The organism is Streptomyces sp. NPDC012935 (assembly GCF_042900345.1).
Taxonomy (GTDB): Bacteria; Actinomycetota; Actinomycetes; order Streptomycetales; family Streptomycetaceae; genus Streptomyces.
The window spans coordinates 347,797-367,656 of record NZ_JBIBBC010000007.1 but is presented as its reverse complement, the minus strand read 5'-3'; the positions used below and the strand labels follow the sequence as shown (position 1 = coordinate 367,656).

The window sequence follows — 19,860 nt, the reverse complement described above, 5'->3', positions numbered from 1 at the left end:
TTGGCCCGCATCGGCATGGGTGCTGTGACCGGGTGCACGTGACAACCCGGGATTCATGCGGGGACTCGGACACCGGCCAGGTTCTCGATCATCCGGCGAGTACTCGGGCCCACCACCGCCGCCCAGTCCTGCGGGGTGGCGGTCAGCCAGGCGGCGACCCGGGCGGCGAAGCCGGGTACGTGGCGGCACAGGTCGACCAGGCCACGGTCGAAGCGGGCCGCGCCGTCCTGGGTGCGGACCAGGAGCATGCCGATGTGGTGGACGAGGTCGCGCAGGCCGTGGCCCGGGCGGTCACCACCGCGCCGGACGGCGGCGTGCAGGAGGGCGTCGAGGACGGCCGGGGCGTGTTCGTGGGCGAGGAGGAAATCCAGGAGCTCGCACCGCAGGGCCCGGGAGTCGGGCGTACCGGGAGCGGCGAGTACGGCGGCCAGGGCGGCCCGCACCTGTTCCGTGCCGCCGTCCAGCAGGCCGGTGACCAGTGGGAAGAGGACAGCGCGGGCACCGGGGCCGTGGTCGAGGCGCCGGTCGACGTACGCGGCCACGTCCACGGCGGTCTCGGGGCGCCGCTGGGCCGCCTCTCGTACGAGCGCGGCGACCCGGCGGGCGAGGCCGGGGGTGGTGAGGTCGGCGAGGGTGCCCAGCGCCTCTTTGGCGTCGGGCCGGCTCAGCCGTGCCCGGAAGGCTTCGAGGACCTGTTCGGGGTGGGTCGCGAGGGCGGCGGCCAGGGCGCCTGGCGGGAACTGCGGGTCGGCTGCCACGAAGTGCGCCAGCGCCTGCGGGAGATGCAGGCCACGCGTGCGTGGGTCCCGTACGAGGACGGCGAGCGCGCCGCCGTGCAGGGTGCAGTCGTCGGGCCGGGCGAGCAGGGCGAGGGCGGCGTAGCGGAGCAGGTCGCGGTCGGCCTCGGTGCGCGCGTGAGGCGCGACGCGCAGTCCGTACGCCGCCGCCGCGACGCGTCGCGCGGGCCGCTCGTCGTGCGCCCAGCGGTCGACGGCCCGGCAGATCGCGGAGGGTTCCTCCTCGGACAGGACGGCGAGGAGTTCGTCGGCCTTGCGGTGCGCGCTGGCGACGAGGGTTTCGGTGAGGTCGTCGAGGGCTCGGTGGCGGTGCGTGTGGAGCAGGGCCTGGGCGGCGTGGGCGACGGTCGCGTGCGGGGTCGCGGGCAGTGGGCGGTCGTCGTCGAACCATCGGATGAGGTGGGGTTGTACGGCGGCAGGGTCGGCGGCGAGGAGCCGCGCCACCGCGTCCAGGTACCGGGGCCGGGCTCGCCCGGGGTTCAGGGCTTCCTCCGCGTCGCTCGGCGGGCCGTCGGCGAGGACGAGGCGGCGCAGCAGGTCGAGGCGCTCCCCGTCCGGGAGCGGCAGCGCGGTCCAGAAGCCGGGGCCGAACTCGGGCGGCGCGGCGAGGTCGTGCCCGCGCCGGGCGACGATCCGGTCGGTGAGGAGGCGCAGTACGTCCAGGTACGGCGTCGCGTCCGGGACGCGCAGCAGGGTCTCGGTGATGAGCCGGGCGGCCCACCAGCAGCGCCGGTCGGCCTCCAGCGCGTCCGCCAACTCCTCCAGCCGGAGCGCGAGTTGACGGTGCCCGTGGTGCCGTGGGAGCAGCAGAAGGGCTTGGACGACGGGGCCGATGCGGTGGTGCGGTACGGGGAGGGGGTGGGCGGCGTCGGGGTGGGTGCGGCTCCGGTGGACCAGGGCGTACAGGGCCTCGTCCAGGTCGAGGTGCATGCCCTGGATCCAGTCGGCGACTTCCTCATGGGCGAAGCGGTAGCCGTTGCCTGCCGGGACCAGGAGGCCTTCGGTGAGGACGGCGGAGGCCCAGCCGGTGGCGCCGCCGAGCCGCGCGGGGGCGGTCCCCCAGGGGAACACCGCCTCGAACGATTCCCGGTCCAGCTCCCCCTGGCCCGGTCCGAGGCTGCGGCGGGCGGCCTCGTGGACCTGGCCGGAGACCTTGGCGGCGAGGTGGCGTACGGCGGTGCCGCGCAGGCCGTTCTCGGCGGCGAGGCGGACGGCGATGCGCAGGCACATGAGGTCGAGGTGGGCGCAGAGGATGTCGTCGCGGTCGACCGGGACGGCAGGGGCGTCGGGCAGGGCGGCGCGTACCTCGGAGAAAAGGCGGAGGGTGAGGGGGTGTCGGGCATCGGGTGCGGCGAGGACGCCGTCCGGGATGCCGTAGCCGGCGCGGGCCCGGCGGGCCTCGTCGGGGGTGAGGTCGTCGAGCCGCACGCAGGGCGGGAACCGCCCGGAGCTCCCGGACTCCGGCCGCTCGCCGAAGCCGTACAACAACTCCTGCGGGAACTCGGCGCCCGCCCCCTCCCAGTACTCCGCCCTGCACGCCACCACCAGCCGTGCGCCCGTCTCCCGCAGCCACTCCGCCGTGCCCTCGGTCCACTCCGTGAGGCCGTGGGCCAGGACGGGGGGCATCTCCTCCGGACCGTCCAGGAGGAGCAGGAGGGGGCGGCCGGTGGTGCGGGCGAGGTGGGCCAGCCGTTCGGGGCTCGTGTCGCCCAGGGTGCTGGGGTCGGCGGCGTACTGCCCCGGGGCGGGCGCCGACGCTGTTGCCGACACCGATGCCGCCACGATGCGGGCCGCCCGGGTCAGTGCCCGTCGCGCGGCGTCGGCCACCGACGCGTCGTCGTCCCGCAGGTCGGCGCCGCGCAGCCACAGTGTGGGGGCCGGTTGCGGGCCGCGGCTGCGGCGGGCGGCCAGCGCCGCGAGTTCCGTGGTACGGCCGCTGCCGGGACGCCCGACCAGGCCGAGCACGGACGCCCGGCTCGCGGCGAAGGCACTGAACTCCCCCGCCGTCGCGGCCCGTTCGACCGGGGCCACCGCCCCCGCTCCCCCGGCGTCGTCCCGGGCCGCCTGGCCCGCCAGTGCCCCGGGCGGACCGTCCTGCCCGACCGATGTGGCCGTCAGCTCCAGTACGCCCGCAAGGTTGAGGTCGGCCCCGTACGCCGGCACGGTCGCCGCGTTGCGCGCGAGCAGCTCGGCCAGCGGGCTCTCGGACGGGACGCCGGTCTCCGCGGCCCGCGCGCGGCCGAGAGCCTGTGGGAGCAGCGGTACCGCGAAGACGGCGTCGCGGTGGCCGGATTGCAGTGCCGTGCCGAGGACGCCCACGACCGCGCCGGTCCCGGCGTCGAGCACCGGCCCCCCTGCCGCCCCTCCGCCCAGCCGCAGAGCGTCCCGGCCGGCCGTGCCGATCGCCAACTCCAGGGCCTCGTCGAGGAGATGGAGACGGTCCGTCGCCGTGTACGTCGCTGCCACCGCGCCCAGCACCCGGGCCTCCCGCCAGCCGCCGGCCGCGATCCGGACGTACGCGCCGGTCTCGATCCGCTCCCGCACGGTCACGGGCAACGGCTCCACCCCCAGCCCCTCGGTGCGTACGAGAGCCAGGGCCAGGTCCGGCAGCGGGGTCACCGCGGTTGCGTCCACCACACAGCGCCGGTCGCCCAGGGCGGTGTACAGGACCAGCCCGGGCAGACCGTCGACGACCTCGTGGCCGGTGACGACCGTGCCGTGGTGGTCGGCCACGAACCCGAGGCCGCGGGGCCGGCCGGCCGGGTCGTGAATGCGGACCAGGGCATCGTCGCGGGGACGGGCGCCCAACCCGTCGCCGTCCGGGCGTTCGCCGGCGCAGGAGCCGCTGCCCTGCGGGCCGTGGCTGCCGGCGTCCGTGTCGGTCAGGCCGATGCCGGGCAGATCGTCCGTGGTGCTCCACGGACCCGATGCCTCCCCCAGGCCCCGAACGCCCCGGATGGCATCTCGCGTACCCCACGCGTCCTCCGCCGTCCGCGTCCCCTCCGGCATCCGGCGGTCGCCGCCCGCCCCGGGGCCTCGTCCCGCCATCGTCGAACCTCCCCGCCGTGCGTCCACACGCCCATACGCCCACGCCCTGTTTTTTCGACGGTAGGCGCGAAGTGATCAGCGGGAAAGATCGCTCGGCGAACGCGCCCCCTTCCGCTCCCTCGGTTCACTCCGAGCGCCTGCACGGACGGGTGAACAGGCAGGGGTCGTTGGATACACCCTAGGGGTGGGGGAACCGAGGGGGGACCGTGGAGCGGCGGGCTGAGGACTACCCCGTGACCGCCGCTCCACGGGCAGACACCGGCAAGCGGCGCGCCCGTGAGACGGCTCCTCAGCCGAAGACGGCCAGGCTCTTGGCCTTGCCCTTGTGCTGCTCCACGAGCGCCAGGAAGCGGCCCTCGGGGGCGAAGACGGCCACGGGGCCGGCGCCCGCGTACTCGTCGGGCATGTCGAGGCGGACCCCGTTCGTCAGCAGTCGGGCGCGCCGCGCGTCGACGTCCCAGCGCGGGAAGGCGGCCGTGGCGGCCTCGGCGATCGGCATCACCGTCAGGTCCTGCTGCAGCTGCTCCAGCGTCTTGGCGGAGTCCAGCTTGTACGGGCCGACGCGGGTGCGGCGCAGCGCCGTGAGGTGGCCGCCGACGCCCAGGTCGGCGCCGAGGTCGCGGGCCAGGGCGCGGATGTAGGTGCCGGAGGAGCAGACCACCGACACGACCAGGTCGAGGACGGCGGTGCCGTCGTCGGCGACGGCGTCACGCACGTCGTGGACCGAGAAGGACGAGACGGTGACCGACCGCGCCGGAATCTCGAATTCCTCGCCGTCGCGCGCCCGCTTGTAGGAGCGCACCCCGTCGATCTTGATGGCGCTGACCTTCGAGGGGACCTGCATGATCTCGCCGGTCAGCTTGGCGATCCCGGCGTCGATGGCCTCGCGGGTGACCTTCGAGGCGTCGGCCGACGCCGTGATCTCGCCCTCGGCGTCGTCGGTGATCGTGGTCTGGCCGAGGCGGACGGTGCCGAGGTACTCCTTCTCGGTCAGGGCCAGATGACCGAGCAGTTTGGTCGCCTTCTCGACGCCGAGGACGAGGACGCCCGTCGCCATGGGGTCGAGGGTGCCGGCGTGCCCGACGCGGCGGGTGCGGGCGATGCCGCGCATCTTGGCGACCACGTCGTGCGAAGTGAAGCCCGACGGCTTGTCGACGATGACAAGGCCGTCGGGCGTGGTGTGCTTCTGCGTCATTCCGCGGTGTCGCCGTCCGTCTCGTCCTCGGAGCCCGGCTTGCGGTACGGGTCCGCCTCACCGGCGTAGTTCGCGCCCGCGGACACCTCGCGCACCTTCTCGTCGGACTGCCGGGCCTTGTCGAGGAGGTCCTCGATGGTCCGGGCGGTGTCCGGGAGGGCGTCGGCGACGAAGGTGAGGGTCGGCGTGAACTTCACGCCCGCGGCCGCCCCGACGGCCGAGCGGAGCACGCCCTTGGCGCTCTCCAGTCCGGCGGCCGCGGCCGTCCGCTCCTCGTCGTCCCCGTACACGGTGTAGAAGACGGTCGCCTCCCGCAGATCGCCCGTGACGCGGGTGTCCGTGATGGTGACGTGTGAGCCGAGCCGCGGGTCCTTGATCCCGCGCTGCAGCTTCTGGGCCACCACCTCTCGGATGAGGTCCGCCAGCTTCTTCGCCCGCGCGTTGTCGGCCACTGGTCCGTCTCCCGTTCTTTCTTCTTCTACGTTCTTTGGCTGGTGGTCGTCAGTCGTCGTGGTCGTCAGTCGTCGTGGTCGCCGTGGAGGCGCCGCCGTACCGACAGCAGATCCACTTCCGGACGGCCGGCGACCAGCCGTTCGCACCGGTCCAGTACGTCGGTGAGGTGGCCGGCGTCGCCGGACACCACGGCCAGACCGATCCCGGCCCGCCGATAGAGGTCCATGTGGTCCACCTCGGCCGCGCTCACCGCGTACTTGCGCTGGAGTTCGGCGACGATCGGGCGGACGACGGAGCGCTTCTCCTTCAGCGACCGTACGTCGCCGAGGAGGAGGTCGAAGGACAGCGTCCCCACATACATGTGTGTAACCGGTTCACCCGCCGGTACGGGATCGATGGCCCTGCCATCCGTGAGGCAGGGACATCAGAACCGTACAACGAAGGGGCCGGGACGATCGACGGATATTACGCTCCGTAGACCCTCGCGCCCGCCCTCAAGCAGTTCGGGCGAAGTCCGCCGCGGTTCGGCAGCGCCCTGAAGGGGCGCGGGGAACTGCGCGACCAGCCGCGATGGTGCCGCAGACGAACGACGGCACATCGCGGCACGGCCAGCGGAGCGCTTCGGTGCCGGTCGGCAAACGGCGCGCTGGCCGGCGGAACCGAAGTCCCGCCGGCCAGCACGAACCGTCGGCTGTTACGCCCGCGGCTTCTCGCGCATCTCGTACGTCGCGATGACGTCGTCGACCTTGATGTCGTTGAAGTTGCCGAGGTTGATACCGCCCTCGAACCCTTCGCGGATCTCGGTGACGTCGTCCTTGAAGCGACGCAGACCGGAGATGTTGAGGCTCTCCGCGATGACCTTGCCGTCGCGGACGAGGCGCGCCTTGGTGTTGCGCTTGACCTCGCCCGAGCGGACCAGGACACCGGCGATGTTGCCCAGCTTGGACGACTTGAAGACCTCGCGGATCTCCGCCGTGCCGAGCTCGACCTCCTCGTACTCCGGCTTGAGCATGCCCTTGAGGGCCGCCTCGATCTCCTCGATGGCCTGGTAGATCACCGAGTAGTACCGGACGTCGACACCCTCGCGCTCCGCCATCTGCGCCGCGCGGCCCGCAGCGCGGACGTTGAAGCCGATGACGATGGCGTCGGAGCCGGTCGCCAGGTCGATGTCCGACTCGGTGACCGCACCCACACCGCGGTGCAGGACGCGGATGTCGACCTCTTCGCCGACGTCGAGCTGGAGCAGCGAGGACTCGAGAGCCTCCACCGAACCGGACGCGTCGCCCTTGATGATGAGGTTGAGTTCCTGCACCAGACCGGCCTTGAGGGCCTCGTCCAGGTTCTCCAGGGAGAACCGGACACCCCGGCGGGCGAAGTTGGCGTTGCGCTCACGCGCCGCGCGCTTCTCGGCGATCTGACGCGCCGTGCGGTCCTCGTCGACGACCAGGAAGTTGTCGCCGGCGCCCGGGACGTTGGTCAGACCCAGGACCAGGACGGGGGTCGACGGACCCGCTTCCTCGACGTTGTTGCCGTTGTCGTCGAGCATCGCCCGGACACGGCCGTACGCGTCGCCGACCACCATCGTGTCGCCGATGCGCAGCGTGCCGCGCTGGACCAGGACCGTCGAGACGGCACCGCGGCCACGGTCGAGGTGGGACTCGATCGCAATACCCTGCGCGTCCTGCTCCGGGTTGGCCCGCAGGTCGAGCGAGGCGTCCGCGGTGAGGACCACGGCCTCCAGCAGGCTCTCGATGTTGAGGCCCTGCTTGGCGGAGATGTCGACGAACATCGTGTCGCCGCCGTACTCCTCGGCCACCAGGCCGTACTCGGTCAGCTGACCGCGCACCTTGGTCGGGTCCGCGCCCTCGACGTCGATCTTGTTGACCGCGACGACGATCGGGACGTCGGCCGCCTTGGCGTGGTTGAGCGCCTCGACCGTCTGCGGCATGACGCCGTCGTTGGCCGCGACGACCAGGATCGCGATGTCGGTCGACTTCGCACCGCGGGCACGCATGGCGGTGAACGCCTCGTGACCCGGGGTGTCGATGAAGGTGATCCTGCGCTCTTCGTCGTTGACCTGGGTGGCGACCTGGTACGCACCGATGTGCTGCGTGATACCGCCGGCCTCGCCCGCGACGACGTTCGTCTTGCGGATGGTGTCCAGCAGTCGGGTCTTACCGTGGTCGACGTGACCCATGACGGTCACGACCGGCGGACGCGGCATGAGGAATTCCTCGCCGCCCTCGTCCTCGCCGAACTCGATGTCGAAGGACTCGAGCAGCTCGCGGTCCTCCTCCTCCGGGCTGACGATCTCGACGACGTAGTTCATCTCGCCGGCGAGCAGCTGGAGGGTCTCGTCGGAGACGGACTGCGTGGCAGTGACCATCTCGCCGAGGTTCATCATCACGGCGACGAGCGACGCCGGGTTGGCGTTGATCTTCTCCGCGAAGTCGGTGAGGGACGCACCGCGCGACAGGCGGACGGACTGTCCGTTGCCGCGAGGCAGCATCACGCCGCCGACCGACGGGGCCTGCATGGCCTCGTACTCCTGGCGCCTCTGCCGCTTCGACTTACGGCCACGACGAGCGGGACCGCCGGGACGGCCGAAGGCACCCTGCGTGCCACCACGGCCACCGGGACCACCGGGACGACCACCGAAGCCGGGACGGCCACCGCCGCCACCGCCGGGACCACCGGGACGACCGGCGAAACCGCCACCGCCGCCACCGGGACCGCCGGGACGACCGGCGAAGCCGCCGCCACCGCCGCCACCGGGACGACCGGCGAAGCCGCCGCCGCCACCGGGACGACCGCCGCCGCCACCACCGGGACGACCGCCGCCACCGGGACCACGGCCACCGGGGCCACCGCCGCCGGGACGCGGGCCGGCAGCAGGACGCTGCGGCATCATGCCGGGGTTGGGACGCGGGCCGCCGGGACCGCCGCCACCGGGACGCGGACCGCCGGGGCCGCCACCGGGACGCGCACCGCCGCCCTGCGGACGGGGCATGCCGCCCGGCGTGGGACGTGCGCCGCCCGGAGCCTGGGGACGGGGACCGCCCTGACCCTGGCCCTGCGGACGCGGGGCACCGCCGGGGGCACCGGGGCCGCCCGGACGCGGGGCGCCGCCCGGACGGGGCGCCTGCGGGCGCGCCATGCCGGTGGAGCCACCAGAGGTGAACGGGTTGTTGCCCGGACGGGGACCTGCCGGACGACCGCCGGGACGCTGGGCACCGCCACCCGGACGCGGAGCGCCGGGACGGTCGCCGCGGTCACCGCGCTCGCCACGGCCCTGGCCACCCTGGCCCGGGCCACCCGGACGCGGAGCGCCGGGGCGCGGCGCCTGACCGGCCGGACGCGGGGCACCCGGACGCGGTCCGGAACCCTGGCCCTGGGCCTGGCCCTGGGCCTGACCCTGGCCCTGAGAGGCGGCGGGGGCGGCAGGAGCCGCCGGAGGCGCCGTGAACTCGGGCGTGGTCGGAGCCGGGGACGCCGGGGCGGGCCGCGGCGCGGGCTTCGGGCCCGGGGTGGGACGGGGGCCGGGAGCGGCCGGCGCGGCGGGAGCCGCGGGCTTCTCGGCGGCGGCCGGCTTGGGAGCCGGCGGGCGCGGGGCAGCCGGACGGGCGGCCTGCGCGGGAGAGGGGGCTGCCGGCTTCGCCGGGGCAGCCTTGCGGGCGGAAGCGGGCTTGCCGCCTCCGTTGCCCTGCTGGAGGGCGTCCGTCAGTTTGCGGACAACGGGCGCTTCGATGGTCGAAGACGCCGAACGGACGAATTCACCGAGTTCTTGGAGCTTGGCCATGACGACCTTGCTCTCAACCCCGAACTCCTTGGCGAGTTCGTATACCCGGACCTTAGCCACTTCGCTCCTTTTAGGTCCGGGTTGCGTCCGGACCGTCGCTACTTCATGGGCGTACTCATCGCGTGCTCATCGAGTGCTCATCGCAATCTCGACCTACTTCCAACTCGCGGGGTACCTGGGCCGCGCGGGGGTTCCGCACGACGCTTCTTACGGTGTTGCCTGCTCAGCAACTGTTGTCTGCTCGACGTACTGGCGCAACGCCTTTGTGTCGAGCGCTCCCGGGGCGCGCAACGCCCGCGTGAACGCCCGGCGGCGCACCGCCTGGTCGAGACAGACCAGAGCGGGGTGTACATACGCACCCCGGCCGGGCAGCGTACCGCGAGGATCAGGGACGCACTCGCCCTTGATCGCCACGATCCGCAGCAGATCAGCCTTGGCCGCTCGCTCCCGGCACCCCACACAGGTGCGTTCAGGGCATGCGCGGACGCGTGTCCGGCCAGACACTCTTAAGTCTACCTCCCCGTAGCGACCTCACCCCTTTGGGGCAGGATTCGAACAGTTGCCGGGCGATAACGTGACGTAATCTGAGCGGCCTGCGGCTTGGATCTATTCCCCGGCCTGCTCGGTGTCCGGCCGGATGTCGATGCGCCAGCCGGTCAGCCGGGCCGCAAGCCGGGCGTTCTGCCCTTCCTTGCCGATCGCCAGTGACAGCTGGTAGTCGGGCACCGTCACGCGCGCGGAGCGGGCCGCCATGTCCACGACCTCCACCTTGGAGACCCGGGCCGGCGACAGCGCGTTCGCCACCATCTCGGCCGGGTCGTCCGACCAGTCGACGATGTCGATCTTCTCGCCGTTCAGCTCGCCCATGACGTTGCGCACCCGGCCGCCCATGGGGCCGATACAGGCGCCCTTGGCGTTCAGGCCGCTGCGGGTGGAGCGGACGGCGATCTTCGTGCGGTGACCGGCCTCGCGGGCGATGGCGGCGATCTCGACGGACCCGTCGGCGATCTCCGGCACCTCCAGGGCGAAGAGCTTCTTCACCAGGTTCGGGTGCGTGCGCGAGAGGGTCACGGACGGGCCGCGGACGCCCTTCGCCACGCGCACGACGTACGACCGGATGCGCATGCCGTGCGGATACGTCTCGCCCGGGACCTGCTCCTGCACCGGCAGGATGGCCTCCAGCTTGCCGATGTCCACGAGGACGTTCTTCGGGTCGCGGCCCTGCTGGACCACGCCGGTGACGATGTCGCCCTCGCGGCCGGCGTACTCGCCGAGCGTCGCGTCGTCCTCGGCGTCGCGCAGCCGCTGCAGGATGACCTGCTTGGCGGTGGTGGCGGCGATACGGCCGAAGCCGGACGGGGTGTCGTCGAACTCGCGGGCCTCCTGGCCCTCCTCGAGGTCCTCGGGGTCCTCCTTCGCCCACACGGTCACGTGGCCGGTCTCCCGGTTCAGCTCCACGCGCGCGTGGCGGCGGCTTCCCTCGGTGCGGTGGTAGGCGATGAGGAGGGCCGACTCGATCGCCTCGACCAGCAGGTCGAAGGAGATCTCCTTCTCCCGTACCAAGCCCCGCAGGGCGCTCATGTCGATGTCCACGGCTACGCCTCCTCTTCCTTCTCGTCCTTGTTGTCCTTGCGATTGAACTCGACCTGCACGCGCGCCTTGTCGATGTCCGCGAAGCCGAGTCTGCGGGAGGTGGCCTTGCGGCCCTTCACTCCCGGCACTTCGAGGTCGAGGCCCTCGTCGTCGACGTTCAGGATCCGGGCCACCAGCTCACCGCCCTCGGCCAGTTGGAACTTCACCAGCCGGTCCACGGCGCGCACGTAGTGCCGGTGCTCCGTGAGGGGGCGCTCCGCGCCGGGGGTTCCGACCTCGAGGGTGTACTCCCCCTCGCCCATCGCGTCCGTCTCGTCGAGCTTCGCCGAGAGCGCACGGCTCACATCGGCGATCCGGTCCAGGTCGGCACCGGTGTCCGAGTCCACGACGACGCGCAGCACACGCTTGCGTCCGACGGAGTCCACTGCGATCTCTTCGAGGTCCAGGCCCTGAGAGCTGACGAGCGGTTCCAGTAGTTCTCGCAGCCTCTCGCTCTGGGTGGTGCTCATCCGGGTGACTCCTCGGCCGCGTGTGCTGTTGTGGGATGGGTCGCGTGTCTGGTCAAAGGGTATCGGGTCGCGAGGGCTGTTGCCGTCCACCTGCGCACGAGCGGTGCCGATGAGTGGTGCCGTCCGCTTGCGCGGGTACGGTGATCACGGGCCTGCGGCCCGCTGACTTCTGTAACCGCTTCCACAGCCGCCTTCCGTACGAGTTCCCCGAGGACGTCTGCCGTGCCGTACCCCTCGCCGCCGCGCTCCCTGACGGGACCGCGCAGAAGAACCCTGCTCGCTTCGGCCGCCGGAGCCGCGCTGCTGGTGGGCTGCTCCTCCGGCTCCGAGGACTCGGACGGGGGCACCAGCGGCAGCCCGTCGGTCGCCGAGCGGGCACGTGCGCGTGCGGCCGGGGACAGCGAGGGGCTGGTCGAGCGCTACGACGCGGTGCTCGCCGCTCACCCGGTGCTGGCGGAACTGCTGGGGCCGTTGCGGGCGGCGACCGTACGGCATGTGGAGGCGTTCGGGGGTGGCCGAAAAGCGTCGGACAGCGCGTCGCCCTCCGGGTCTGCGGCATCTTCCGGGTCGCCGTCGCCTTCCGGGTCGCCGTCGGCCGCCGTCCCTGTCGACGAGAGGGCGGCCGTCGCCGAGCTCGCCGCCACGGAGCGGGCACTCGCGGACCGGCGGGCCAAGGCGCTGCTGGACGTCCCTGGCGAACTGGCGCGGCTGCTGGCCTCCGTGGCAGCGGCGGGGGCGGCACATGCGTATCTGCTGAACGAGGGGGCCAAGTGAGCGAGTCCGGCAAGAAGGAGCAGCTGAAGGCTCTGCAGGCGGCGCTGGCCGCCGAGCACGCGGCGGTGTACGGGTACGGCGTCGTCGGTGGCCGGATCAGCCAGGAGCGGCGCTCGGAGGCACGTGCGGCCTACGACGCGCACCGGGCGCGGCGGGACGCGCTGGCGCGTGAGGTGCGCGACCTCGGCGCCGAGCCGGTCGCCGCGAGCCCCGCGTACGCGCTGCCGTTCCCGGTGTCGGACGCGCCCGCGGCCGTGCGGTTCGCCGCCGGACTGGAGGACCGGATGGCCGCGGTGTACTCCGACCTGGTGCGGGCGGCCGAGGGTGAGCTGCGGGGTACCGCGGCCGAGGCGCTGCGGGAGGCGGCGGTGCGGGCGGTGCGCTGGTGGGGCGAGAGCGTAGCCTTCCCTGGGCTCGCCGAGCGGGCGGCCACGACGTCCGCCTCGCCGATGCCCTCGGCATGACCCGCATCTGAAGGGAACTACTCGCGCATGGCTTTCGAACCGCCGCAGCGTCTGGTCAAGGCGCTCGGTGAGACGGCACCGGATGGTGACGACTGGTTGGTGAAGCTGCCGGAGGCGGTCCACCGGGCCGTCGCGCTACGCGAGTTGACCGTTGAGCGGGTGCAGATGCCCGGTGGGCGCAGCAGCCTGGTGGTGCTGGTACGGCGCCCGGACGGAACCCCGGCCGTGCTGAAGCTGGCCCCGCCGCGGGCCCGTCCGCAGAGCGAGCGGGCGGCGCTGGCGCACTGGGGTGGCATGGGGGCCGTACAACTGCTCGACGGGCCCTCGGTCGAGGGTGAGCTGTTGCTGGAGCGGCTGCACCCGGATGTGTCGGTGCGGTCGTTGCCCGAGGCGAAGGCGCTGCTGGAGGCGGCGGGGACGCTGCGGCGGCTGTGGGTCGAGCCGCCCGGCGACCACCCCTTCGAGACCGTCGCCGAGCGGACCGGCAGGCAGGCCGACGCGATGCGGGCGACCGCGGCGACGGATGCCGAGGTGACCCCCCTGGTCGACGCCGCGCTCGTCGCGCGCGAGGAGTTGCTGGCCGGGCCGCCCGAGCGGCGGTTGCTGCACGGGACGTTCCGGCAGAGCAAGGTGCTGGCCGGGGAGCGGATGCCCTGGCTCGCGGTGGGGCCGGATCCGGTGGTCGGTGAGTGCGCGTTCGATCTGGCGCGGTTGGTGCGGGACCGCGTGGAGGATCTGATCGCCTCGCCGTCGGGGGCGGCGACGACTCGGCGGCGGATCAAGCGGCTGGCGGAGTCGCTCGACGTGGACCAGGAACGGTTGCGGGGTTGGACGCTGTTCCGGGCCGTGGAGTCGGGGGTGCGGGCGCGAAGGGTCGGGCGGGCCCAGGACGCGGAGCTGTTGCTGGAGTTCGCCGGCTGGCTCTGAGCCGGGTTCGGGTGCTCCGGAGAGGGCGCACAAGTCCCTCCGTGCGGCGCCTTGAGCCGCACGGAGGGACTTCCGCAAAGAGCCCTTACGCGGTGAGGCGGGCGATCGCCTCGTCGACCGTCAGTTCCTCGCGCTCGCCGGTCCTGCGGTCCTTGAGCTCGACGACGCCCTCGGCGGCGCGCCGCCCGGCGACCAGGATCTGCGGTACGCCGATCAGTTCCGAGTCCGTGAACTTGACGCCCGGCGAGACACCGGCGCGGTCGTCGCACAGGACGCGCAGGCCGGCCGCGGACAGCTTCTCGGAGACGTCGAGGGCGAGTTCGGTCTGCAGGGCCTTGCCGGCGGCGACCACGTGCACGTCGGCCGGGGCGACCTCGGCGGGCCAGCACAGGCCCTTGTCGTCGGCGGTCTGCTCGGCGAGGGCGGCGACGGCGCGGGAGACACCGATGCCGTACGAGCCCATGGTCACGCGGACCGGCTTGCCGTTCTGGCCGAGGACGTCGAGCTTCAGCGCATCCGCGTACTTGCGGCCCAGCTGGAAGATGTGGCCGATCTCGATGGCGCGGTCCAGCTTGAGGCCGGTGCCGCACTTCGGGCAGGGGTCGCCCTCCTGGACGACCACGACGTCGACGTACTCGTCGACCTCGAAGTCACGGCCCGCGACCACGTTCTTCGCGTGCATGCCCTCCTTGTTGGCGCCGGTGATCCAGGAGGTGCCGGGGGCAACGCGCGGGTCGGCGAGGTACTTGACCTTCTCGCCCAGGCCCTGCGGGCCGACGTAGCCGCGGACCAGGTCCGGGCGGCCCGCGAAGTCCGCCTCGGTGACCATCTCGACGACGGCCGGGGCGAAGTGCGCCTCGACCTTGCCCATGTCTACCTCGCGGTGACCGGGCACGCCCACGGCGACGATCTCGCCGTCGACCTTGACGAGGAGGTTCTTGAGGGTGGCCGAGGCCTGGACGCCGAGGTGGGCGGCGAGGGTCTCGATGGTGGGGGTGTCGGGGGTCGGGATCTCTTCGAGGGCGGGCACGTCGCCGGCGTCCACCGACTTCAGCTCGTACGTGATCGCCTCGGTGTTCGCCGCGAAGTCGCAGTTCGGACAGTCGGCGAAGGTGTCCTCGCCGGCCTCGGCCGGGGCGAGGAACTCCTCGGACTTCGAGCCGCCCATGGCGCCCGCGGTGGCGGCGCAGATGCGGTAGTCGAGGCCGAGGCGCTCGAAGACGCGCTGGTAGGCCTGGCGGTGCAGGGCGTAGGACTGGCCGAGGCCCTCGTCGTCGGTGTCGAAGGAGTACGAGTCCTTCATCAGGAACTCACGGCCGCGCAGGATGCCGGCCCGCGGGCGGGCCTCGTCGCGGTACTTGTGCTGGATCTGGTAGAGGATGACCGGCAGGTCCTTGTAGGAGGACGCCTGGTCCTTCACCAGCAGGGTGAAGATCTCCTCGTGGGTCGGACCGAGCAGGTAGTCGCCGCCCTTGCGGTCCTTCAGGCGGAACAGCTCCTGGCCGTACTCGTCCCAGCGGCCCGTCGCGTCGTACGGCTCACGCGGCAGCAGCGCGGGAAGCAGCACTTCCTGGGCGCCGATGGCGTCCATCTCCTCGCGGACGATGCGTTCCACGTTGGCGAGGACCCGCTTGCCGAGGGGCAGCCACGACCAGATGCCGGCCGCGGTGCGGCGGACGTAGCCGGCGCGGACGAGCAGCTTGTGACTGAGGACCTCGGCGTCCGCCGGGTCGTCGCGCAGCGTCTTCGCCATCAACTGGGACATGCGCTGGACCGGTGCGTTCGCCATGGTTTCCGTACTCCTGCTGCGTAAGGGTTATGCCAGGAGGTTAGCCGGGTGGGACGCGGCGGTGGAAATCGGTTAGTGGCGGCGGAGCGGGAGCGGGGCGCCCATCACGGCGTACGGCTTCGGGGCGCTCGGGAAGAGGACCTGGCGGGCGAGGTCCTGGTAACCGAGGGAGCGGTACAGGCCGCGGGCCGGGCTTTCCACGTCGATCGCCGAGAGGATCGAGCGGGGTTCGACCGCGCCGTCCGTGATCCGGGTGATCAGGGAACGGCCGATGCCCCGGTTCTGGTAGCCCGGGTGGACGTGGAGCTCCGTGATGACGAAGGACTGGTCGAGCCAGTCGTCGTGGCCCTGCGCCCGGAGGTAGGGCTCCACGATGGTCGACCACCAGTGGGTGCGGTCGTTCGGCATGCCGTAGACGAATCCGATGAGGCGCCCGCCGCTGGTGGCGCCGAGGGCCCTTGCGCCCGGGTAGGTCATGTGACGCAGGACGATCTGGCGGCGTACGGCCACCTCGTCGGGGCCGAGACCGAACGCCACGGCTTGGACTGCGAGGGCTTCGTCGACGTGGGTGGCGAGGTCCAGGGGGCCGATCACGATGTCGTCTGGTTGGCGGCGGTGTGCGTGACCGGGAAGGCGCATGTGGGGAGCGTACAGGTCACGACAGGTTGTCGTTCGGGTGCGGGCTGTCGGTGGTTGCAAGCGCAGTTCCCCGCGCCCCCAAGGGTGTTGTCCCGCCGCTGGAGGGCGGGAAGGCACCTCAGAACAGGACGCTCATGAACGCGCCGGTCTCCTGGAAGCCCACCCTGTGGTACGTCCGTCTCGCCGCCGTGTTGAAGTCGTTCACGTAGAGGCTCACCACTGGGGCGACGTCCGCCAGGGCGTAGCGCAGCACCGCTGCCATGCCGGGGGCGGCGAGGCCCTGGCCCCGGTACTCGGGGGCCACCCAGACACCCTGGATCTGGCAGGCCCTGTTCGTCGCGGCGCCGATCTCGGCCTTGAAGACGACCTTGCCGTCCTGGTCGAGGCGGGCGAAGGAACGCCCGGAGCCGACGAGTTCGGCGACCCGGGCCTGGTAGAGGAGGCCGCCGTCGCCGGCCAGCGGGGAGACGCCGACCTCCTCGGTGAACATCGCCACGCACGCCGGCATGATCGTCTCCATCTCGTCCTTGCGGATGCGGCGGACGTACGGATCCGGGGTGATGCCGGTCGGCATGCGGTCGGTGACCATCAGGGGCTGGTGGGCGCGGACGTCACGGGCCGGGCCCCAGTTGGGTTCCAGCAGGCGCCACAGCTGGGCGGTGGATTCGGCGGGGCCGACGATGGAGGAGCAGCGGCGGCCCGCGCGCCGGGCCCTGTCGGCGAAGGCACGTACCGCTCGTGGACCCGCGCAGATCGGGACGAGGTTGGCGCCCGCGTAGCACAGGGAGGTGAGCATGCCGCCCTCGTACCAGCCCCACATCTCGCCGCCGAGGCGCCACGGGTCGAGGCCGGCGATCTGGACGCGGGACGTCACGAAGGCGTTCGCGACCGGCTCACGGTCGAGGATCGCGAGCGCGGCGTCCAGGTCGCTCGGTTCGAGCACCCGTGAGGTGGTCTGGGTCAACACGTACGGGGCCTCACGCTGGGGTTCTGCTGGTCCCCGCACTGTACCTGCGGAAGCTTTGCCGCGCCGCCGCTTGGCTGCGCCGCTGAGCCGGGCGCCTATGAGCTCGGGGCGCTGGGCATTGGTGGCGGCTGCGGGTGGTCGGGGGCTGGTCGCGCAGTTCCCCGCGCCCCTGGGGGCCTGCGCCCCCACAGCCCGTCCGGCGTTTGAGGACGAGGCCGTTCAGGCCGAAGCGGGGGTCTGGGGGCCGCAGGCCCCCAGGGACGGGGCGGCGGGGGCGAGGAACCTCTCAGCCCGCGACCGCCACCGACGGCTCGCCGCTCGCCACGCCGTCCGCCTCCATCTGCTCGGCCAGCTTCATGGCCTCCTCGATGAGGGTCTCGACGATCTTGGACTCGGGGACGGTCTTGATGACCTCGCCCTTGACGAAGATCTGGCCCTTGCCGTTGCCGGAGGCGACGCCGAGGTCGGCCTCGCGGGCCTCGCCGGGGCCGTTCACGACGCACCCCATGACGGCCACGCGGAGCGGGACCTCCATGCCCGTGAGGCCTGCCGTGACCTCCTCGGCGAGCTTGTAGACGTCGACCTGGGCGCGGCCGCAGGACGGGCAGGAGACGATCTCCAGGCCGCGCTGCTTGAGGTTCAGGGACTCCAGGATCTGGATGCCCACCTTGACCTCCTCGACCGGCGGAGCCGACAAGGAGACCCGGATGGTGTCGCCGATGCCCTGGGACAGCAGCGCCCCGAAGGCCACGGCCGACTTGATCGTGCCCTGGAACGCCGGGCCCGCCTCGGTCACGCCGAGGTGGAGCGGATAGTCGCACTGCGCGGCCAGCTGACGGTAGGCCTCGACCATGACGACCGGGTCGTTGTGCTTGACCGAGATCTTGATGTCCCGGAAGTCGTGCTCCTCGAAGAGCGACGCCTCCCACAGGGCCGACTCGGCGAGCGCCTCGGGCGTCGCCTTGCCGTACTTCTGGAGCAGACGGCGGTCCAGCGAGCCGGCGTTGACGCCGATGCGGATCGGGGTGCCGTGGTCCTTCGCGGCCCGCGCGATCTCCTTGACCTTGTCGTCGAACTGCTTGATGTTGCCGGGGTTCACGCGGACCGCCGCGCAGCCGGCCTCGATCGCCGCGAAGACGTACTTCGGCTGGAAGTGGATGTCCGCGATCACCGGGATCTGGGACTTGCGGGCGATCGTCGCGAGGGCGTCCGCGTCGTCCTGCGTCGGGCAGGCCACGCGCACGATCTGGCAGCCGGAGGCCGTGAGCTCCGCGATCTGCTGGAGAGTGGCGCCGATGTCGGATGTACGCGTCGTCGTCATCGACTGGACCGAGACCGGCGCGTCCCCGCCGACCGCCACGGTGCCGACCTGGATCTGGCGGCTCCGCCGGCGCTCGGCGAGCCTGGTCGGAACGGACGGCATGCCGAGAGAAATCGCAGTCATCTGCTGTGCAACCCCAAGTCGTGGATCAAGATCCGGTCCCGTCAGCAGCGGGCTCCAGGCTTCGAGATTACGGCACCGGTCCTCACCCCAGCACATCACGGCCCGTAAACCCACTCAATGGAAGGCGGCCCGGGACATACGATCCCGGGCCGCCTCGAACTCCATGTGACTAGGAGATTCTGACTGGGTTAACCACGTCCGCCACGAGCACGAGCAGCGTGAAGCAGACGAAGATCCCGGCCACCACGTAGGCCACCGGCATCAGCTTCGCCACATCGAACGGACCGGGGTCCGGCCGGCGCAGCACCCTCGCCGTGTTGCGGCGCAGCGATTCCCACAGGGCGCCCGCGATATGGCCGCCGTCGAGCGGCAGCAGCGGGAGCATGTTGAAGAGGAACAGGGAGAGGTTGAAGCCGGCCAGAAGGAAGACGAACGTGGCCAGCTGCTGCGACGCCGGGATGTCCAGCGTCGCGATCTCGCCGCTCACCCGCGCCGCGCCCACGATGCCCATCGGGGAGTCCGGTTCGCGCTCGCCGTCGCCGAAGGCCGCGTCCCACAGGGCGGGGACCTTGGAGGGCAGGGCGATCAGGGAGTCGACGGCCTCGCCGACCCGGTCGGACATCCAGGTCACCGAGTCGCCGAAGTCCTGTTTGACGACGCCGGTGGCGGCGCTGAAGCCGAGGAAGCCGGCCTGGACGTAGTCGTCCTTGACGTAGGCCCCGCTCGCGTCCTTCTTCACGACCCAGTTGGTGGCGATCTTCGCGTGCAGGGTCAGTTCCTCGCCCTTGCGGTCGACGACGATCGGGACATCCTTGCCGGCGCTTTCGCGGATGAGGTCGGAGAGGGTGTTCCAGTCCTCGGTGCGCACCCCGCCGAAGGAGACGATCCTGTCGCCGGCCTTCATGCCCGCGACGGCGGCCGGGGACTTCTCGTCGGACGCCTTGCAGTCGTCGCGGTTCTCCTTCTGGTCGATGACGCACTGGGAGACCGAGCTGACGGTGGTGGTCTGCTGCTGGATGCCGAAGCCCATCAGCACGGTGAGGAACAGGCCCACCGCGAGAACGAGGTTCATGAACGGGCCCGCGAACATCACGATGACCCGCTTCCACGGCTTGCGCGTGTAGAAGAGGCGGGTCTCGTCACCCGGCTTGAGCTCCTCGAACGCGGCCGAGCGGGCGTCCTCGATCATGCCGCGCCAGGGGGATGTGGAGCGGGCCTCCAGGCGGCCGTCCGGTCCCGGCGGGAACATGCCGATCATGCGGATGTAGCCACCGAACGGGATCGCCTTGATGCCGTACTCGGTCTCGCCCTTGTTCCGCGACCAGATGGTGGGGCCGAAGCCGACCATGTACTGCGGCACGCGGATGCCGAACAGCTTGGCCGTGGACAGGTGGCCCAGCTCGTGCCAGGCGATCGAGGCGAGCAGCCCGACCGCGAACAGCACTATGCCGAGGATGAACAT

The 19,860-nt window shown here is 72.0% G+C and carries 16 protein-coding genes; 3 read left to right on the top strand and 13 right to left on the bottom strand.

Annotated elements, in window-relative coordinates; all coding sequences use genetic code 11:
* Window positions 1–53 precede the first annotated feature (53 nt).
* The 8 genes from ACFY5C_RS20075 to rimP all read right to left on the bottom strand — a co-directional run bounded on the left by ACFY5C_RS20075 (window position 54) and on the right by rimP (window position 11,394).
* Window positions 54–3,845 (bottom strand): trypsin-like peptidase domain-containing protein, encoded by a 3,792-nt coding sequence (locus ACFY5C_RS20075; RefSeq protein WP_389446002.1) that lies wholly within the window; start codon window positions 3,843–3,845, stop codon window positions 54–56.
* Between the two features lie 289 nt (window positions 3,846–4,134).
* The gene (truB, locus tag ACFY5C_RS20070; protein ID WP_389445999.1) at window positions 4,135–5,040 is read right to left on the bottom strand and encodes a tRNA pseudouridine(55) synthase TruB; all 906 of its coding nucleotides are present in this window, start codon (window positions 5,038–5,040) and stop codon (window positions 4,135–4,137) included.
* On the bottom strand, window positions 5,037–5,492 hold the full coding sequence (gene rbfA, locus ACFY5C_RS20065; protein WP_389445996.1) for a 30S ribosome-binding factor RbfA: 456 nt from the start codon (window positions 5,490–5,492) through the stop codon (window positions 5,037–5,039). The genes truB and rbfA overlap by 4 nt, the downstream gene beginning before the upstream one ends.
* A 65-nt stretch (window positions 5,493–5,557) precedes the next feature.
* Window positions 5,558–5,854, bottom strand: a complete 297-nt coding sequence (locus ACFY5C_RS20060) for a DUF503 domain-containing protein (protein ID WP_389445994.1) — start codon at window positions 5,852–5,854, stop codon at window positions 5,558–5,560.
* Window positions 5,855–6,187: 333 nt separating this feature from the next.
* Window positions 6,188–9,352 carry a translation initiation factor IF-2 gene (infB, locus tag ACFY5C_RS20055; protein ID WP_389445991.1) on the bottom strand — a complete coding sequence of 1,055 codons (3,165 nt, stop codon included), beginning with the start codon at window positions 9,350–9,352 and terminating at the stop codon, window positions 6,188–6,190.
* 147 nt (window positions 9,353–9,499) lie between these two features.
* Window positions 9,500–9,796 carry a YlxR family protein gene (locus ACFY5C_RS20050; RefSeq protein ID WP_369273751.1) on the bottom strand — a complete coding sequence of 99 codons (297 nt, stop codon included), beginning with the start codon at window positions 9,794–9,796 and terminating at the stop codon, window positions 9,500–9,502.
* 102 nt (window positions 9,797–9,898) lie between these two features.
* The gene (gene nusA / locus ACFY5C_RS20045) at window positions 9,899–10,885 is read right to left on the bottom strand and encodes a transcription termination factor NusA (protein WP_328422777.1); all 987 of its coding nucleotides are present in this window, start codon (window positions 10,883–10,885) and stop codon (window positions 9,899–9,901) included.
* 2 nt (window positions 10,886–10,887) lie between these two features.
* Complete coding sequence (rimP, locus tag ACFY5C_RS20040; RefSeq protein ID WP_389445989.1) at window positions 10,888–11,394, bottom strand: ribosome maturation factor RimP; 507 nt, start codon at window positions 11,392–11,394, stop codon at window positions 10,888–10,890.
* 222 nt (window positions 11,395–11,616) lie between these two features.
* Between rimP and ACFY5C_RS20035 the strand changes: the two genes are divergently transcribed.
* From ACFY5C_RS20035 to ACFY5C_RS20025, 3 genes are read left to right on the top strand one after another with little or no spacing between them, the layout of a single operon-like run.
* A complete protein-coding gene (locus ACFY5C_RS20035) occupies window positions 11,617–12,168 on the top strand; it encodes a hypothetical protein (protein WP_389445986.1) in 552 nt (183 codons plus the stop codon).
* Window positions 12,165–12,632 carry a ferritin-like domain-containing protein gene (locus tag ACFY5C_RS20030; RefSeq protein ID WP_389445983.1) on the top strand — a complete coding sequence of 156 codons (468 nt, stop codon included), beginning with the start codon at window positions 12,165–12,167 and terminating at the stop codon, window positions 12,630–12,632. Before ACFY5C_RS20035 ends, ACFY5C_RS20030 begins: the two co-directional genes overlap by 4 nt.
* Window positions 12,633–12,659: 27 nt before the next feature.
* A complete protein-coding gene (locus tag ACFY5C_RS20025) occupies window positions 12,660–13,559 on the top strand; it encodes an aminoglycoside phosphotransferase family protein (RefSeq protein ID WP_389445981.1) in 900 nt (299 codons plus the stop codon).
* A gap of 85 nt (window positions 13,560–13,644) precedes the next feature.
* Here ACFY5C_RS20025 and ACFY5C_RS20020 read toward each other — a convergent pair whose 3' ends face one another.
* The 5 genes from ACFY5C_RS20020 to ACFY5C_RS20000 all read right to left on the bottom strand — a co-directional run bounded on the left by ACFY5C_RS20020 (window position 13,645) and on the right by ACFY5C_RS20000 (window position 19,860).
* Window positions 13,645–15,348 (bottom strand): proline--tRNA ligase, encoded by a 1,704-nt coding sequence (locus ACFY5C_RS20020; protein WP_389445979.1) that lies wholly within the window; start codon window positions 15,346–15,348, stop codon window positions 13,645–13,647.
* 72 nt (window positions 15,349–15,420) lie between these two features.
* A complete protein-coding gene (locus ACFY5C_RS20015; protein ID WP_389445977.1) occupies window positions 15,421–15,987 on the bottom strand; it encodes a GNAT family N-acetyltransferase in 567 nt (188 codons plus the stop codon).
* A 118-nt stretch (window positions 15,988–16,105) separates the two neighbouring features.
* Window positions 16,106–16,954 carry a GNAT family N-acetyltransferase gene (locus tag ACFY5C_RS20010; RefSeq protein ID WP_389445974.1) on the bottom strand — a complete coding sequence of 283 codons (849 nt, stop codon included), beginning with the start codon at window positions 16,952–16,954 and terminating at the stop codon, window positions 16,106–16,108.
* Window positions 16,955–17,240: 286 nt separating this feature from the next.
* On the bottom strand, window positions 17,241–18,398 hold the full coding sequence (gene ispG / locus ACFY5C_RS20005; protein ID WP_383607342.1) for a flavodoxin-dependent (E)-4-hydroxy-3-methylbut-2-enyl-diphosphate synthase: 1,158 nt from the start codon (window positions 18,396–18,398) through the stop codon (window positions 17,241–17,243).
* Between the two features lie 169 nt (window positions 18,399–18,567).
* Window positions 18,568–19,860, bottom strand: a complete 1,293-nt coding sequence (locus ACFY5C_RS20000) for a M50 family metallopeptidase (protein WP_389446121.1) — start codon at window positions 19,858–19,860, stop codon at window positions 18,568–18,570.

Excerpts from the sequence above, each read along its gene's own strand:
- ACFY5C_RS20075 (WP_389446002.1), bottom strand. The coding sequence starts at position 3,845 with ATGGCGGGACGAGGCCCCGGGGCGGGCGGCGACCGCCGGATGCCGGAG.
- truB (WP_389445999.1), bottom strand. The coding sequence starts at position 5,040 with ATGACGCAGAAGCACACCACGCCCGACGGCCTTGTCATCGTCGACAAG.
- ACFY5C_RS20060 (WP_389445994.1), bottom strand. The coding sequence starts at position 5,854 with ATGTATGTGGGGACGCTGTCCTTCGACCTCCTCCTCGGCGACGTACGG.
- rimP (WP_389445989.1), bottom strand. The coding sequence starts at position 11,394 with ATGAGCACCACCCAGAGCGAGAGGCTGCGAGAACTACTGGAACCGCTC.
- ACFY5C_RS20025 (WP_389445981.1), top strand. The coding sequence starts at position 12,660 with ATGGCTTTCGAACCGCCGCAGCGTCTGGTCAAGGCGCTCGGTGAGACG.
- ACFY5C_RS20020 (WP_389445979.1), bottom strand. The coding sequence starts at position 15,348 with ATGGCGAACGCACCGGTCCAGCGCATGTCCCAGTTGATGGCGAAGACG.
- ACFY5C_RS20015 (WP_389445977.1), bottom strand. The coding sequence starts at position 15,987 with ATGCGCCTTCCCGGTCACGCACACCGCCGCCAACCAGACGACATCGTG.
- ispG (WP_383607342.1), bottom strand. The coding sequence starts at position 18,398 with ATGACTGCGATTTCTCTCGGCATGCCGTCCGTTCCGACCAGGCTCGCC.
- ACFY5C_RS20000 (WP_389446121.1), bottom strand. The coding sequence starts at position 19,860 with ATGTTCATCCTCGGCATAGTGCTGTTCGCGGTCGGGCTGCTCGCCTCG.